Origin of the sequence: Escherichia sp. KS167_9B (genome assembly GCF_030295215.1) — a bacterium.
Classification (GTDB): domain Bacteria; phylum Pseudomonadota; class Gammaproteobacteria; order Enterobacterales; family Enterobacteriaceae; genus Escherichia; species Escherichia coli_F.
This window is the reverse complement of record NZ_AP025754.1, coordinates 3077675-3094462: the sequence shown is the minus strand read 5'-3', so window position 1 is coordinate 3094462 and position 16788 is coordinate 3077675. Positions and strand designations below refer to the sequence as shown.

The 16788-nt window shown below is 52.1% G+C and carries 11 protein-coding genes; all 11 read left to right on the top strand.

The window, feature by feature from the left end:
• Nucleotides 1–2 precede the first annotated feature (2 nt).
• Complete coding sequence (yfhM, locus tag QUE34_RS15450; protein ID WP_103253363.1) at nucleotides 3–4964, top strand: alpha2-macroglobulin; 4962 nt, start codon at nucleotides 3–5, stop codon at nucleotides 4962–4964.
• Entirely contained in the window at nucleotides 4965–7277 is a 2313-nt protein-coding gene (gene pbpC / locus QUE34_RS15445; protein WP_103253364.1) for a peptidoglycan glycosyltransferase PbpC, read from the top strand.
• 148 nt (nucleotides 7278–7425) lie between these two features.
• A complete protein-coding gene (gene ndk / locus QUE34_RS15440; RefSeq protein ID WP_000963838.1) occupies nucleotides 7426–7857 on the top strand; it encodes a nucleoside-diphosphate kinase in 432 nt (143 codons plus the stop codon).
• Nucleotides 7858–8006: 149 nt separating this feature from the next.
• Nucleotides 8007–9161 (top strand): bifunctional tRNA (adenosine(37)-C2)-methyltransferase TrmG/ribosomal RNA large subunit methyltransferase RlmN, encoded by a 1155-nt coding sequence (locus tag QUE34_RS15435; RefSeq protein WP_000003317.1) that lies wholly within the window; start codon nucleotides 8007–8009, stop codon nucleotides 9159–9161.
• Between the two features lie 284 nt (nucleotides 9162–9445).
• Nucleotides 9446–10459: a cytoskeleton protein RodZ gene (rodZ, locus tag QUE34_RS15430; RefSeq protein WP_032184883.1), complete on the top strand. Its 1014-nt coding sequence runs from the start codon at nucleotides 9446–9448 to the stop codon at nucleotides 10457–10459.
• Nucleotides 10460–10485: 26 nt separating this feature from the next.
• The gene (ispG, locus tag QUE34_RS15425; RefSeq protein ID WP_105268356.1) at nucleotides 10486–11604 is read left to right on the top strand and encodes a flavodoxin-dependent (E)-4-hydroxy-3-methylbut-2-enyl-diphosphate synthase; all 1119 of its coding nucleotides are present in this window, start codon (nucleotides 10486–10488) and stop codon (nucleotides 11602–11604) included.
• Nucleotides 11605–11714: 110 nt separating this feature from the next.
• Complete coding sequence (gene hisS / locus QUE34_RS15420) at nucleotides 11715–12989, top strand: histidine--tRNA ligase (RefSeq protein WP_001107167.1); 1275 nt, start codon at nucleotides 11715–11717, stop codon at nucleotides 12987–12989.
• Between the two features lie 17 nt (nucleotides 12990–13006).
• A complete protein-coding gene (gene yfgM, locus QUE34_RS15415) occupies nucleotides 13007–13627 on the top strand; it encodes an ancillary SecYEG translocon subunit YfgM (RefSeq protein WP_000409211.1) in 621 nt (206 codons plus the stop codon).
• 10 nt (nucleotides 13628–13637) lie between these two features.
• Nucleotides 13638–14816 carry an outer membrane protein assembly factor BamB gene (gene bamB / locus QUE34_RS15410; RefSeq protein ID WP_032303550.1) on the top strand — a complete coding sequence of 393 codons (1179 nt, stop codon included), beginning with the start codon at nucleotides 13638–13640 and terminating at the stop codon, nucleotides 14814–14816.
• A gap of 117 nt (nucleotides 14817–14933) precedes the next feature.
• The gene (gene der / locus QUE34_RS15405) at nucleotides 14934–16406 is read left to right on the top strand and encodes a ribosome biogenesis GTPase Der (RefSeq protein WP_032303592.1); all 1473 of its coding nucleotides are present in this window, start codon (nucleotides 14934–14936) and stop codon (nucleotides 16404–16406) included.
• Between the two features lie 62 nt (nucleotides 16407–16468).
• A complete protein-coding gene (locus QUE34_RS15400; RefSeq protein ID WP_000422357.1) occupies nucleotides 16469–16684 on the top strand; it encodes a zinc ribbon domain-containing protein in 216 nt (71 codons plus the stop codon).
• Nucleotides 16685–16788: the final 104 nt, after the last annotated feature.

Sequence of the window (16788 nt, the reverse complement as noted above, 5' to 3'; positions counted from 1 at the left end):
AAATGAAAAAGTTACGCGTAGCCGCCTGCATGCTAATGCTGGCGCTGGCAGGGTGCGACAACAACGATAACGCGCCAACAGCGGTGAAAAAAGATGCACCTTCTGAAGTTACTAAAGCGGCATCTTCAGAAAACGCGAGTTCAGCAAAACTCTCTGCACCGGAGCGACAAAAACTGGCACAACAGAGTGCCGGTAAGGCGCTGACATTGCTGGATCTGTCTGAAGTCCAACTCGATGGCGCAGCCACGCTGGTGCTGACTTTCTCTATCCCTCTCGACCCGGATCAGGATTTCTCGCGCGTTATTCACGTCGTCGATAAAAAGAGCGGCAAAGTGGATGGTGCCTGGGAGTTGTCAGATAATCTTAAAGAGCTGCGTTTACGCCACCTCGAGCCGAAACGTGATTTGATCGTTACTATTGGCAAGGAGGTCAAGGCACTCAACAACGCAACCTTCAGTAAAGATTACGAAAAAACTATAACTACCCGCGATATCCAGCCGAGCGTCGGTTTTGCCAGCCGTGGTTCGCTGCTGCCTGGAAAAGTTATTGAAGGGCTGCCGGTAATGGCGCTCAATGTTAACAATGTCGATGTTAACTTCTTCCGTGTTAAGCCAGAATCTCTGCCAGCATTTATTAGCCAATGGGAATACCGAAATTCGCTGGCGAACTGGCAGTCAGACAAACTGCTGCAAATGGCGGATCTGGTTTATACCGGACGTTTTGATCTCAATCCTGCGCGTAACACCCGTGAAAAATTATTGCTGCCGCTGGGTGATATCAAACCGCTTCAGCAGGCGGGTGTGTATCTGGCTGTGATGAATCAGGCTGGACGTTACGATTACAGTAATCCCGCGACGCTGTTTACATTAAGTGATATCGGCGTATCGGCCCACCGTTATCACAATCGTCTGGATATCTTTACCCAAAGCCTGGGAAACGGCGCGGCCCAGCAAGGAGTTGAAGTCTCATTATTAAATGAGAAAGGGCAGACTCTGACTCAGGCAACCAGTGACGCCCAGGGGCATGTGCAGCTGGAAAATGATAAAAACGCGGCATTACTGTTGGCGCGTAAAGACGGTCAGACAACGCTACTCGATTTAAAACTTCCGGCGCTGGACTTAGCAGAATTTAACATTGCTGGCGCGCCAGGCTATAACAAACAGTTTTTCATGTTTGGCCCGCGCGATCTTTATCGCCCGGGTGAAACAGTCATCCTTAATGGTTTATTGCGTGATGCAGACGGTAAAGCGTTGCCCGATCAACCCATCAAGCTGGACGTAATTAAACCCGACGGGCAGGTACTCAGGAGCGTCGTTAGTCAGCCGGAGAATGGCCTCTATCACTTTACCTGGCCACTCGATAGTAATGCGGCCACCGGCATGTGGCATATCCGAGCCAACACGGGCGATAACCAGTATCGGATGTGGGATTTCCACGTCGAAGATTTTATGCCAGAGCGCATGGCGCTGAATCTGACCGGTGAGAAAACCCCGTTAACGCCGAAAGATGAAGTGAAATTCTCCGTGGTGGGTTACTACCTGTACGGGGCGCCTGCTAATGGTAATACTTTGCAAGGGCAACTTTTCCTGCGCCCACTGCGTGAAGCTGTGTCAGCCTTACCTGGTTTCGAATTCGGCGATATAGCTGCTGAAAACCTTTCGCGCACGCTGGATGAAGTTCAGTTGACGCTGGATGATAAAGGGCGCGGCGAAGTTTCTACAGAAAGCCAGTGGAAGGAAACGCATTCCCCATTACAGGTTATTTTCCAGGGCAGTTTGCTGGAGTCTGGCGGTCGCCCGGTGACGCGCCGTGCTGAGCAGGCTATCTGGCCTGCCGATGCATTGCCGGGGATCCGTCCGCAATTCGCCTCGAAATCGGTTTACGATTATCGCACTGACAGTACGGTAAAACAGCCCATTGTTGATGAAGGCAGTAACGCCGCTTTTGACATCGTTTATAGCGATGCACAGGGCGTCAAAAAAGCTGTGTCTGGCTTACAAGTGCGCCTGATTCGCGAACGCCGCGATTACTACTGGAACTGGTCAGAAGATGAAGGCTGGCAGTCACAGTTTGATCAAAAAGATCTGATCGAAAATGAACAAACACTGGATCTTCAGGCTGATGAAACCGGTAAAGTCAGTTTCCCGGTAGAGTGGGGCGCTTATCGTCTGGAAGTCAAAGCGCCGAATGAAGCGGTCAGTAGTGTGCGTTTCTGGGCTGGCTATAGCTGGCAGGACAATAGCGACGGTAGCGGTGCTGTGCGACCAGACCGTGTCACGCTGAAACTGGATAAAGCCAGTTATCGCCCTGGTGATACCATTAAGTTGCACATTGCCGCACCAACGGCGGGTAAAGGCTATGCGATGGTCGAGTCCAGTGAAGGGCCGCTGTGGTGGCAGGAGATTGATGTTCCGGCACAAGGGCTGGATCTGACGATTCCGGTCGATAAAACCTGGAATCGTCATGATCTTTATTTAAGTACGCTGGTGGTACGTCCTGGCGATAAATCTCGCTCCGCGACGCCAAAACGCGCAGTTGGCGTGTTGCATTTGCCGCTTGGCGATGAAAACCGTCGTCTCGATCTGGCGCTGGAAACTCCAGCGAAAATACGCCCCAATCAGCCATTAACCGTGAAAATTAAAGCCAGCAATAAAAATGGTGAGATGCCAAAACAGGTGAATGTGCTGGTGTCTGCGGTTGATAGCGGTGTGCTGAATATTACTGATTATGTCACGCCAGATCCGTGGCAGGCATTCTTTGGTCAGAAACGCTATGGCGCAGATATTTACGATATTTACGGTCAGGTTATTGAAGGTCAGGGGCGTCTGGCAGCTCTGCGTTTTGGTGGCGATGGTGATGAACTGAAACGCGGTGGTAAACCGCCAGTAAATCACGTCAATATTGTTGCGCAACAGGCGCTACCGGTAACACTCAACGAACAGGGCGAAGGCACGGTTACATTGCCGATTGGTGATTTTAACGGTGAATTGCGCGTCATGGCACAAGCATGGACGGCAGATGATTTCGGTAGCAACGAAAGCAAAGTGGTTGTTGCCGCACCGGTGATAGCAGAACTGAATATGCCGCGCTTTATGGCCAGCGGTGACACCTCACGTCTGACGCTGGATATCACTAATCTTACCGATAAACCGCAAAAACTGAACGTTGCTCTGACCGCCAGTGGCTTGCTTGAACTGGTTAGCGATTCACCCGCAGCCGTTGAATTAGCGCCGGGCGTGCGAACCACGCTGTTTATCCCGGTGCGAGCATTGCCGGGTTATGGTGATGGTGAAATTCAGGCCACTATTAGCGGGTTAGCGTTACCGGGCGAAACCGTTGCCGATCAGCATAAGCAGTGGAAAATGGGTGTCCGTCCGGCATTTCCGGCACAAACCGTCAATTACGGTACGGCGTTGCAGCCTGGTGAGACATGGGCGATTCCAGCTGATGGATTGCAAAACTTCTCGCCTGTTACGCTGGAAGGGCAATTGTTGTTGAGCGGCAAAGCACCGTTGAATATTGCACGTTATATCAAAGAGTTAAAAGCGTATCCGTACGGTTGTCTGGAGCAAACCGCCAGCGGCCTGTTCCCGTCACTTTACACCAACGCAGCCCAACTGCAGGCGTTGGGAATCAAAGGCGACAGTGATGAGAAGCGCCGTGCGGCAGTCGATATCGGCATTTCTCGTTTACTGCAAATGCAACGTGATAACGGTGGCTTTGCGCTGTGGGATAAAAACGGTGATGAAGAGTACTGGCTGACGGCTTACGTGATGGATTTCCTGGTCCGCGCAGGTGAGCAGGGTTACAGCGTGCCGACAGAAGCCATTAACCGGGGGAATGAGCGTCTACTGCGCTATTTACAAGATCCGGGCATGATGTCGATTCCGTATGCGGATAATCTCAAAGCCAGTAAATTCGCCGTACAGTCTTACGCTGCGCTGGTGCTGGCCCGTCAGCAAAAGGCACCGCTGGGTGCGCTGCGTGAAATCTGGGAGCATCGTGCCGATGCTGCGTCTGGATTACCGCTGCTGCAACTTGGCGTTGCGCTGAAAACCATGGGCGATGCAACGCGTGGTGAAGAAGCGATTGTGCTGGCGCTGAAAACGCCGCGCAATAGTGATGAGCGGATATGGCTGGGTGATTACGGTAGTCCACTGCGCGACAACGCATTGATGCTCTCCTTGCTGGAAGAGAACAAATTGCTATCCGATGAGCAGTACCCTCTGCTGAACACACTTTCGCAGCAGGCGTTCGGTGAACGCTGGTTATCAACTCAGGAAAGTAACGCGCTGTTCCTGGCTGCCCGTACGATTCAGGATTTACCGGGCAAATGGCAGGCGCAAACGTCTTTCTCTGCTGAGCTGCTGACAGGTGAGAAAGCGCAAACCAGCAATCTGAATAGCGATCAACTTGCCACCTTACAGGTGACCAACAGTGGCGATCAGCCGTTATGGCTGCGTGTGGATGCCAGCGGTTATCCGCAATCCGCCCCTTTACCGGCGAGCAATGTGCTGCAAATCGAGCGCCATATTCTTGGCACTGACGGTAAGAGCAAATCGCTGGATTCGTTACGTAGCGGCGATCTGGTACTGGTCTGGTTGCAGGTCAAAGCCAGTAACAGCGTGCCGGATGCTTTGGTCGTTGATTTACTGCCTGCTGGCCTGGAACTGGAAAACCAGAACCTGGCTAACGGCAGCGCCAGCCTGGAGCAAAGTGGTAGCGAAGTGCAAAACCTACTCAGTCAAATGCAACAAGCGAACATTAAGCATATTGAGTTTCGTGACGATCGCTTTGTGGCGGCGGTTGCCGTTGATGAATATCAACCAGTCACGCTGGTGTATCTGGCGCGGGCGGTAACGCCGGGAACATACAATGTTCCGCAACCAATGGTGGAATCGATGTATGTTCCCCACTGGCGGGCGACTGGCGCGGCTGAAGATCTGTTGATTGTCAGACCGTAAATGCCTCGCCTGTTAACCAAACGCGGCTGCTGGATAGCGCTGGCAGCTGCGCCTTTTCTCCTTTTTTTTGCCGCGTGGGGAGCAGATAAACTCTGGCCCCTGCCATTGCATGAAGTCAATCCCGCACGCGTAGTCGTGGCGCAGGATGGTACGCCACTCTGGCGTTTCGCCGATGCTGAGGGCATCTGGCGCTATCCGGTAACCATCGAAGATGTCTCTCCGCGTTACCTTGAAGCACTGATCAATTATGAAGATCGCTGGTTCTGGAAGCATCCGGGGGTGAATCCATTCTCGGTGGCGCGCGCAGCATGGCAAGATCTCACTTCGGGACGGGTTATTTCCGGCGGCAGCACACTCACCATGCAGGTTGCTCGTCTGCTTGATCCTCACCCCAAAACTTTTGGCGGCAAAATTCGCCAGCTCTGGCGCGCGTTTCAACTGGAATGGCACTTGTCTAAACGTGACATTCTGACCTTGTATCTTAATCGCGCTCCGTTTGGTGGTACGTTGCAGGGGATCGGTGCGGCAAGCTGGGCATATCTCGGAAAATCGCCTGCGAATTTAAGCTATTCCGAGGCGGCAATGCTGGCGGTGTTACCACAAGCGCCCAGCCGACTGCGTCCGGATCGCTGGCCGGAACGAGCCGAGGCCGCACGTAATAAAGTGCTCAATCGGATGGCTGCGCAAGGTGTGTGGTCCCGTGAGCAGGTAAAAGAATCTAGTGAAGAGCCCATCTGGTTGGCACCCAGACAAATGCCGCAACTGGCACCGCTGTTTTCGCGCATGATGCTCGGTAAAAGCAAAAGCGACAAAATCGTTACTACGCTGGATGCTGGTTTACAGCGTCGTCTGGAAGAACTGGCGCAAAACTGGAAAGGACGATTGCCACCGCGCAGTTCGTTGGCAATGATCGTTGTTGATCATACTGATATGAGTGTGCGCGGCTGGGTAGGATCGGTTGATCTTAATGATGATTCCCGCTTTGGGCATGTCGATATGGTCAATGCGATCCGATCGCCGGGATCGGTACTCAAACCGTTTGTTTATGGTCTGGCGCTGGATGAAGGCTTGATCCACCCTGCATCGCTGTTGCAAGACGTTCCCCGGCGCACTGGTGATTATCGACCAGGCAACTTTGACAGCGGTTTTCATGGCCCGATCAGCATGAGCGAGGCGCTGGTGCGCTCTCTGAATTTACCTGCTGTGCAGGTGCTGGAAGCCTATGGGCCGAAACGGTTTGCGGCAAAGTTACGCAATGTTGGATTGCCGTTATATCTGCCCAACGGCGCTGCACCGAATCTTTCGCTCATTCTCGGCGGCGCAGGTGCAAAACTGGAGGATATGGCTGCAGCGTATACCGCATTTGCTCGCCACGGTAAGGCGGGTAAGTTGCGCTTACAGCCGGGGGACCCATTACTTGAGCGACCGTTAATGTCGCCGGGGGCCGCGTGGATTATCCGCCGTATTATGGCAGATGAAGCGCAGCCGCTTCCGGATGGCGCTTTGCCACGCGTCGTACCACTGGCGTGGAAAACAGGAACCAGTTATGGCTATCGCGATGCATGGGCTATTGGCGTTAACGCTCGTTACGTAATTGGGATCTGGACTGGCAGACCGGACGGTACGCCCGTTGTCGGTCAGTTTGGCTTTGCCAGCGCCGTACCGCTGTTGAATCAGGTCAATAATATCTTACTGTCGCGCAGTGCGAATCTGCCGGAAGACCCGCGTCCTGATTCTGTAAGCCGTGGCGTTATCTGCTGGCCGGGTGGGCAATCATTGCCAGAAGGCGATAGCAATTGCCGCCGTCGTCTTGCCACCTGGCTGCTCGAAGATAGCCAGCCACCAACATTACTTTTACCGGAGCAAGAAGGAATAAGTGGGATTCGTTTCCCCATCTGGCTTGATGAGCAAGGTAAACGTGTTGCTGCTGATTGTCCTCAGGCTCGACAAGAAATGATTAATGTCTGGCCATTACCACTTGAACCCTGGCTACCTGCTGCTGAACGACGAGTAGCGCGCTTACCTGGAGCATCAACAAATTGCCCGCCCTATGGTCGCGATGCTCAGGTACCTTTACAGTTGATTGGTGTGCGTGATGGCGTAATTATCAAACGTCTGCCAGGAGCTACTGATGCGTCATTACCAGTACAATTAAGCGGAGGAACAGGCGAACGCTGGTGGTTTCTTAATGGTGAACCGTTAGCTGAACGCGGGCGTAACGTGACTCTGCATTTGACAGAGAAAGGCGATTATCAATTGCTGGTAATGGACGAAATGGGGCAGGTGGCGACAGTGAGATTTGTCATGCAGTAGTCTGTTTTGCTCATATTTGTTGCTTAAACTCGTTTTATTTTAAAAAAATGTTACCTTCATCAATAGTCAACGGCCCTGTTGCTCATTATAATCCGCGCCATCTCGTACGCTGGTACAGACAACAACAGAATAATTTACAGAGGTAAAAATGGCTATTGAACGTACTTTTTCCATCATCAAACCGAACGCGGTAGCAAAAAACGTCATTGGCAATATCTTTGCGCGCTTTGAAGCTGCAGGGTTCAAAATTGTCGGCACCAAAATGCTGCACCTGACCGTTGAACAGGCTCGTGGCTTTTATGCTGAACACGATGGAAAACCGTTCTTTGATGGTCTGGTTGAATTCATGACCTCTGGCCCGATCGTGGTTTCCGTGCTGGAAGGTGAAAACGCCGTTCAGCGTCACCGCGATCTGCTGGGCGCGACCAATCCGGCAAACGCACTGGCTGGTACTCTGCGTGCTGATTACGCTGACAGCCTGACCGAAAACGGTACTCACGGTTCTGATTCCGTCGAATCTGCCGCTCGCGAAATCGCTTATTTCTTCGGCGAAGGTGAAGTGTGCTCGCGCACGCGTTAATAATTTCGTAAATGCCGCGTGCAAACGTGGCATCCATGCGCCAGAATTTGTACAATGCAGCGCCCCCGGACGAGCAGCCGCTCACCGGGGCGTTTCTTTTTTCAACCCTCCAGGGGCCATAACGTGTAATAACGAGGCCGGAATAGCATATGTCTGAACAATTAGTCACACCTGAAAACGTCACCACGAAAGATGGAAAAATCAACCTGCTGGATCTCAACCGTCAGCAGATGCGGGAGTTTTTTAAAGATTTAGGTGAAAAACCCTTCCGCGCCGATCAGGTGATGAAGTGGATGTATCACTATTGCTGCGACAACTTTGATGAGATGACCGACATCAACAAAGTGTTGCGCGGCAAACTAAAAGAGGTGGCGGAAATCCGCGCACCGGAAGTGGTTGAAGAACAGCGTTCATCTGACGGCACCATTAAATGGGCGATTGCCGTTGGCGATCAGCGCGTTGAAACGGTGTATATCCCGGAAGACGACCGTGCCACGCTTTGCGTTTCCTCGCAGGTGGGGTGTGCGCTGGAGTGTAAATTCTGTTCCACCGCCCAGCAGGGCTTTAACCGCAATCTGCGGGTGTCGGAAATTATCGGCCAGGTGTGGCGTGCAGCGAAAATCGTTGGCGCAGCAAAAGTCACCGGTCAGCGCCCAATCACTAACGTAGTGATGATGGGTATGGGCGAGCCGCTGCTCAACCTGAACAACGTCGTTCCGGCGATGGAAATCATGCTCGATGATTTCGGTTTTGGTCTGTCTAAACGTCGCGTTACGCTCTCTACATCAGGCGTTGTTCCGGCGCTGGATAAACTGGGCGATATGATCGACGTAGCGCTGGCAATTTCCCTGCACGCGCCGAACGACGAAATTCGTGACGAAATTGTGCCGATCAACAAAAAGTACAATATCGAAACGTTCCTTGCTGCGGTGCGCCGCTATCTGGAGAAATCTAACGCCAATCAGGGCCGAGTCACTATTGAATACGTGATGCTTGATCACGTTAACGACGGCACTGAACACGCGCACCAACTGGCGGAGCTGCTGAAAGATACGCCGTGTAAGATCAACCTGATCCCGTGGAACCCGTTCCCTGGCGCGCCGTATGGACGCAGCTCAAACAGTCGTATCGACCGTTTCTCAAAAGTGCTGATGAGCTACGGTTTCACCACTATTGTGCGTAAAACTCGTGGTGATGATATCGATGCTGCCTGTGGTCAGTTGGCGGGCGATGTTATCGACCGTACGAAACGTACCCTGCGTAAACGAATGCAGGGTGAGGCCATCGACATTAAAGCGGTCTGATAGCCATTACGCCACGGTTACTTTATGTACCGTGGCGTAATCTTTTATGAATGAAGTATTAAGTTGCAATTGTCTGGTCAATATTAACGGTGCGTTTTTGCTGACTTTAAGGCAGTATGTAACGATGCAACAGTAAGTTAGCCTTAGTGAATGTGGGCTTTGTCACGAGCACACAGACGGTCTTATACTGTATGATAACGGTTAACTTAACGGATGTTTCGCGGTGTGGGTGAGCATGATGGTTCACCGGCATCTCAATTCTCATTTAAACGTACCTGCAGCGAATGAATACTGAAGCCACGCACGACCAAAATGAAGCACTTACTACCGGCGCTCGCCTGCGTAATGCTCGCGAACAACTAGGACTTAGTCAGCAGGCCGTTGCTGAGCGACTTTGCCTGAAGGTTTCCACGGTACGCGACATTGAAGAAGATAAGGCACCTGCCGATCTTGCTTCAACATTCCTGCGCGGATATATCCGCTCTTATGCGCGTCTGGTACATATTCCAGAAGAAGAACTGCTACCGGGGCTGGAAAAACAGGCTCCACTACGAGCTGCAAAAGTTGCGCCGATGCAGAGTTTTTCCCTCGGTAAACGCCGCAAAAAACGTGACGGCTGGCTGATGACCTTCACCTGGCTGGTGTTGTTTGTGGTTATTGGCCTGAGCGGTGCCTGGTGGTGGCAAGACCACAAAGCTCAGCAGGAAGAGATCACTACTATGGCCGATCAATCTTCTGCGGAACTGAGCAGTAATAACGAACAGGGGCAGAGTGTTCCGTTAGATACGTCGACAACCACAGACCCGACTACGACGTCCACGCCGCCAGCGTCTGTGGATACTACCGCAACTAACACGCAAACACCTGCCATAACTTCGCCAGCACCAGCTGTTGATTCACAACAGAATGCAGTTGTTTCACCTTCGCAGGCAAATGTTGATACCGCTGCGACCCCGGCACCAACGGCAACAACAACGCCAGATGGTGCTGCGCCGTTGCCAACCGATCAGGCTGGCGTGACCACGCCGGCGGCTGACCCGAATGCGCTGGTGATGAACTTTACTGCCGATTGCTGGCTGGAAGTCACTGATGCTACCGGTAAAAAACTGTTTAGCGGTATGCAGCGTAAAGACGGTAATTTGAACTTAACCGGCCAGGCTCCGTATAAACTGAAAATTGGTGCGCCAGCCGCAGTACAGATCCAGTATCAAGGGAAACCTGTCGATCTGAGTCGTTTTATCAGAACTAACCAGGTTGCGCGTCTGACCCTAAATGCCGAACAATCACCGGCGCAGTAACAGACGGGTAACGCGGGAGATTTTTCATGCATAACCAGGCTCCAATTCAACGTAGAAAATCAACACGTATTTACGTTGGGAATGTGCCGATTGGCGATGGTGCCCCCATCGCCGTACAGTCCATGACCAATACGCGTACGACAGACGTCGAAGCTACGGTCAATCAAATTAAGGCGCTGGAACGTGTTGGCGCTGATATCGTCCGTGTCTCCGTACCGACGATGGACGCGGCAGAAGCGTTCAAGCTCATCAAACAACAGGTTAACGTACCGCTGGTGGCTGATATCCACTTTGACTATCGCATTGCGCTGAAAGTAGCGGAATACGGGGTCGATTGTTTGCGTATTAACCCTGGCAATATCGGTAATGAAGAGCGTATTCGCATGGTGGTTGACTGCGCGCGCGATAAAAACATTCCGATCCGTATTGGCGTTAACGCTGGATCGCTGGAAAAAGATCTGCAAGAAAAGTATGGCGAACCGACGCCGCAGGCGTTGCTGGAATCTGCCATGCGTCATGTTGATCATCTCGATCGCCTGAACTTCGATCAGTTCAAAGTCAGCGTGAAAGCGTCTGACGTCTTCCTCGCTGTTGAGTCTTATCGTTTGCTGGCAAAACAGATCGATCAACCGCTGCATCTTGGGATCACCGAAGCGGGCGGCGCACGTAGTGGGGCAGTAAAATCTGCCATTGGTATAGGCCTGCTGCTGTCTGAAGGCATCGGCGACACGCTGCGCGTATCGCTGGCGGCCGATCCGGTCGAAGAGATCAAAGTCGGTTTCGATATTTTGAAATCGCTGCGTATCCGTTCGCGCGGGATCAACTTCATCGCCTGCCCGACCTGTTCGCGTCAGGAGTTTGACGTTATCGGTACGGTTAACGCCCTGGAGCAACGCCTGGAAGATATCATCACTCCGATGGACGTTTCGATTATCGGCTGCGTGGTGAATGGACCAGGTGAGGCGCTGGTTTCTACACTCGGCGTCACCGGCGGCAACAAGAAAAGCGGCCTCTATGAAGATGGCGTGCGCAAAGACCGTCTGGACAACAACGATATGATCGACCAGCTGGAAGCGCGCATTCGTGCGAAAGCCAGCCAACTGGATGAAGCGCGTCGAATTGACATTCAGCAGGTTGAAAAATAATAACGTGATGGGAAGCGCCTCGCTTCCCGTGTATGATTGAACCCGCATGGCTCCCGAAATATTGAGGGGCGCGTTGAGGGTTCATTTTTATATTCAGAAAGAGAATAAACGTGGCAAAAAACATTCAAGCCATTCGCGGCATGAACGATTACCTGCCTGGCGAAACGGCCATCTGGCAGCGCATTGAAGGCACACTGAAAAACGTGCTCGGCAGCTACGGTTACAGTGAAATCCGCTTGCCGATTGTAGAGCAGACCCCGCTATTCAAACGTGCGATTGGTGAAGTCACCGACGTGGTTGAAAAAGAGATGTACACCTTTGAGGATCGCAATGGCGACAGCCTGACTCTGCGCCCTGAAGGGACGGCGGGCTGTGTACGCGCCGGCATCGAGCATGGTCTTCTGTACAATCAGGAACAGCGTCTATGGTATATCGGGCCGATGTTCCGTCACGAGCGTCCGCAGAAAGGGCGTTATCGTCAGTTCCACCAGTTGGGCTGCGAAGTTTTCGGTCTACAAGGTCCTGATATCGACGCTGAACTGATTATGCTCACCGCCCGCTGGTGGCGTGCGCTGGGTATCTCTGAACACGTAACTCTTGAGCTGAACTCTATCGGTTCGCTGGAAGCACGCGCCAATTATCGCGATGCGCTGGTTGCATTCCTTGAGCAGCATAAAGAAAAGCTGGACGAAGACTGCAAACGCCGCATGTACACTAACCCGCTGCGCGTGCTGGATTCCAAAAATCCGGAAGTGCAGGCCCTTCTCAACGACGCCCCAGCATTAGGTGACTATCTTGACGAGGAATCTCGTGAGCACTTTGCTGGTCTGTGCAAACTGCTGGAGAGCGCGGGTATCGCTTACACCGTAAACCAGCGTCTGGTGCGTGGTCTGGATTACTATAACCGTACTGTTTTTGAGTGGGTGACTAACAGCCTCGGTTCCCAGGGCACCGTGTGCGCAGGCGGTCGTTATGACGGTCTGGTGGAACAACTGGGTGGTCGTGCAACACCGGCAGTCGGTTTCGCGATGGGCCTCGAACGTCTTGTATTGTTAGTTCAGGCCGTTAATCCGGAATTTAAAGCCGATCCTGTTGTCGATATATATCTGGTGGCTTCAGGTGCTGACACACAATCTGCGGCTATGGCATTAGCAGAGCGTTTGCGTGATGAATTACCGGGCGTGAAACTGATGACCAACCACGGCGGCGGCAACTTTAAGAAGCAGTTTGCCCGTGCTGATAAATGGGGCGCCCGCGTTGCTGTGGTGCTGGGTGAGTCTGAAGTGGCTAACGGCACAGCAGTAGTGAAGGATTTGCGCTCTGGTGAGCAAACGGCAGTTGCGCAGGATAGCGTAGCCGCGCATTTGCGCACGTTACTGGGTTAAGGAAGGAGAAGGACAGCGTGGAAATTTACGAGAACGAAAACGACCAGGTTGAAGCGGTTAAACGCTTTTTTGCTGAAAATGGCAAAGCACTGGCTGTTGGGGTGATTTTGGGCGTTGGCGCATTGATTGGCTGGCGCTACTGGAACAGCCATCAGGTTGATTCTACACGCTCCGCTTCTCTTGCCTATCAAAATGCGGTTACCGCAGTGAGCGAAGGCAAACCGGATAGCATCCCGGCGGCGGAAAAATTTGCTGCTGAAAATAAAAATACCTATGGTGCGCTGGCTTCTTTGGAACTTGCGCAGCAATTTGTTGACAAAAATGAACTAGAGAAAGCTGCCACCCAGTTACAACAGGGATTGGCGGACACGAGCGATGAAAATCTCAAAGCCGTGATAAATCTGCGTCTTGCTCGCGTTCAGGTTCAGCTCAAGCAGGCTGATGCCGCGCTGAAAACCCTTGATACCATCAAAGGTGAAGGGTGGGCTGCCATTGTTGCCGACCTGCGTGGTGAAGCATTGCTGAGCAAAGGTGATAAGCAAGGTGCGCGTAGTGCATGGGAAGCAGGCGTGAAAAGCGATGTTACCCCGGCACTGAGCGAAATGATGCAGATGAAAATTAATAATTTGTCCATCTGAGAGGGACCCGATGCAATTGCGTAAATTACTGCTGCCAGGACTGCTTTCCGTTACCCTTTTAAGCGGCTGTTCGCTGTTTAACAGCGAAGAAGATGTGGTAAAGATGTCCCCATTGCCAACCGTTGAAAACCAGTTTACGCCGACCACGGCGTGGAGCACTTCCGTTGGTAGCGGCATTGGCAACTTCTATTCCAATCTTCATCCGGCACTGGCGGACAACATTGTCTATGCAGCAGACCGCGCTGGTTTAGTAAAAGCGCTGAATGCGGATGATGGCAAAGAAATCTGGTCTGTCAGTCTGGCCGAGAAAGATGGCTGGTTCTCTAAAGAGCCTGCATTACTTTCTGGCGGCGTGACCGTGTCTGGCGGACATGTCTACATTGGTAGCGAAAAGGCGCAGGTTTACGCGCTGAATACCAGCGATGGTACTGTGGCATGGCAAACTAAAGTCGCGGGTGAAGCGCTTTCTCGCCCGGTGGTCAGCGACGGTCTGGTGTTAATCCACACCAGTAACGGTCAGTTGCAAGCCCTGAACGAAGCTGACGGCGCTGTCAAATGGACAGTTAACCTCGATATGCCTTCACTCTCTTTGCGTGGCGAGTCTGCGCCAGCAACGGCTTTTGGTGCGGCCGTCGTGGGTGGCGATAATGGTCGCGTCAGCGCAGTGCTAATGGAACAGGGCCAGATGATTTGGCAGCAGCGTATTTCCCAGGCGACCGGTTCTACCGAAATTGACCGCCTGAGCGATGTTGACACGACTCCCGTCATTGTTAACGGCGTTGTTTTCGCGCTGGCCTATAATGGTAACCTGACAGCGCTTGATCTGCGCAGCGGTCAGATTATGTGGAAGCGCGAACTGGGTTCGGTGAATGATTTCATCGTCGACGGCAACCGCATCTATCTGGTCGATCAAAATGACCGGGTGATGGCGTTGACCATTGATGGCGGCGTTACGCTGTGGACACAAAGCGATCTGCTGCATCGCCTGTTGACTTCTCCGGTGCTGTATAATGGCAACCTGGTGGTAGGTGACAGTGAAGGTTATCTGCACTGGATCAACGTCGAAGATGGTCGTTTCGTTGCCCAGCAAAAAGTTGATAGTTCCGGTTTCCAGACTGAACCGGTTGCCGCTGACGGCAAACTGCTGATCCAGGCAAAAGACGGGACTGTGTACTCTATTACACGTTAATCGTCTCTGTCGTTCACTTTGAAAACGGCTCCTGGACAGGGGCCGTTTTCCTGTTTTTAACAACGACACGAATATAGCGTGCGTTGTCTGATGATTTATAAAAATGAGGCTTTAAACATGGTACCTGTGGTCGCGCTTGTCGGGCGCCCTAACGTAGGAAAATCCACGTTATTTAACCGTCTAACTCGCACCCGAGATGCGCTGGTTGCGGATTTCCCGGGTCTGACTCGTGACCGTAAGTACGGTCGTGCGGAAATTGAAGGCCGCGAGTTTATCTGTATTGATACCGGCGGGATTGACGGAACAGAAGACGGTGTAGAAACCCGCATGGCGGAACAGTCGCTGCTGGCGATTGAAGAAGCGGACGTCGTACTGTTTATGGTGGATGCGCGCGCGGGCCTGATGCCTGCGGATGAAGCGATTGCCAAACATCTGCGCTCCCGCGAAAAACCCACCTTTCTGGTGGCAAACAAAACCGATGGTCTGGATCCGGATCAGGCCGTTGTTGATTTCTATTCGCTCGGTTTAGGTGAAATCTATCCTATCGCCGCGTCTCACGGTCGTGGCGTATTAAGTCTGCTGGAGCACGTGCTGTTGCCGTGGATGGAAGATATCGCACCACAAGAAGAAGTGGATGAAGACGCTGAGTACTGGGCGCAATTTGAAGCGGAAGAGAACGGCGAAGAAGAAGAGGAAGACGACTTTGACCCGCAAAGTCTGCCAATCAAACTGGCGATAGTGGGTCGTCCTAACGTCGGTAAGTCTACACTCACTAACCGTATCCTTGGCGAAGAACGCGTCGTAGTTTACGACATGCCGGGCACTACGCGTGACAGTATCTACATTCCAATGGAACGCGATGGGCGTGAGTATGTACTCATTGACACTGCGGGCGTACGTAAACGCGGCAAAATCACCGATGCGGTAGAGAAATTCTCCGTAATCAAAACATTGCAGGCGATTGAAGATGCCAACGTGGTGATGTTGGTGATTGATGCTCGCGAAGGTATTTCCGATCAGGATCTCTCCCTGCTGGGCTTTATTCTCAATAGTGGGCGCTCACTTGTCATTGTAGTGAACAAGTGGGACGGCCTGAGCCAGGAAGTGAAAGAGCAAGTAAAAGAGACGCTGGACTTCCGTCTGGGCTTTATCGACTTCGCCCGTGTGCATTTTATCTCTGCATTATACGGCAGCGGCGTTGGTAACCTGTTTGAGTCAGTACGTGAAGCGTATGACAGCTCCACCCGTCGTGTGGGGACATCTATGCTGACGCGTATCATGACCATGGCGGTTGAAGATCACCAGCCGCCGCTGGTTCGCGGGCGTCGTGTGAAGCTGAAATATGCCCACGCCGGTGGTTACAATCCGCCGATTGTGGTGATTCACGGCAACCAAGTGAAAGACCTGCCTGATTCGTACAAACGCTACTTGATGAATTACTTCCGCAAGTCTCTGGACGTGATGGGTACGCCGATTCGTATTCAGTTCAAAGAAGGGGAAAACCCATATGCGAACAAGCGTAACACCCTGACGCCGACCCAGATGCGCAAGCGTAAGCGTTTGATGAAGCATATTAAGAAAAGTAAGTAATCACTTATCTGGTTTCCCTTTCCAAACGGAGAGGGAAACTGAACAACAGGCGAGGAGTATTTATGGAACTCAACTGCCCAACCTGCCATAACCCTCTCGAACGCAACGGTGAAACTGCCCACTGTGCAACTTGTGCCAAAGATTTCACCATTCAGGCGCTTTGTCCTGACTGCCATCAGCCATTACAGGTGTTAAAAGCTTGTGGTGCAGTAGATTATTTCTGCCAGCATGGGCACGGTTTAATATCCAAAAAGCGCGTTGAATTTATTGTTGCTTAATATTATTTAAATATATGGTGTAATCATTTGTATTCATAATATAAATGATTGCATCCTATTTTATTTGTTGAAACGCAAATGTAAGTGAGCGAAATCACTGTGTT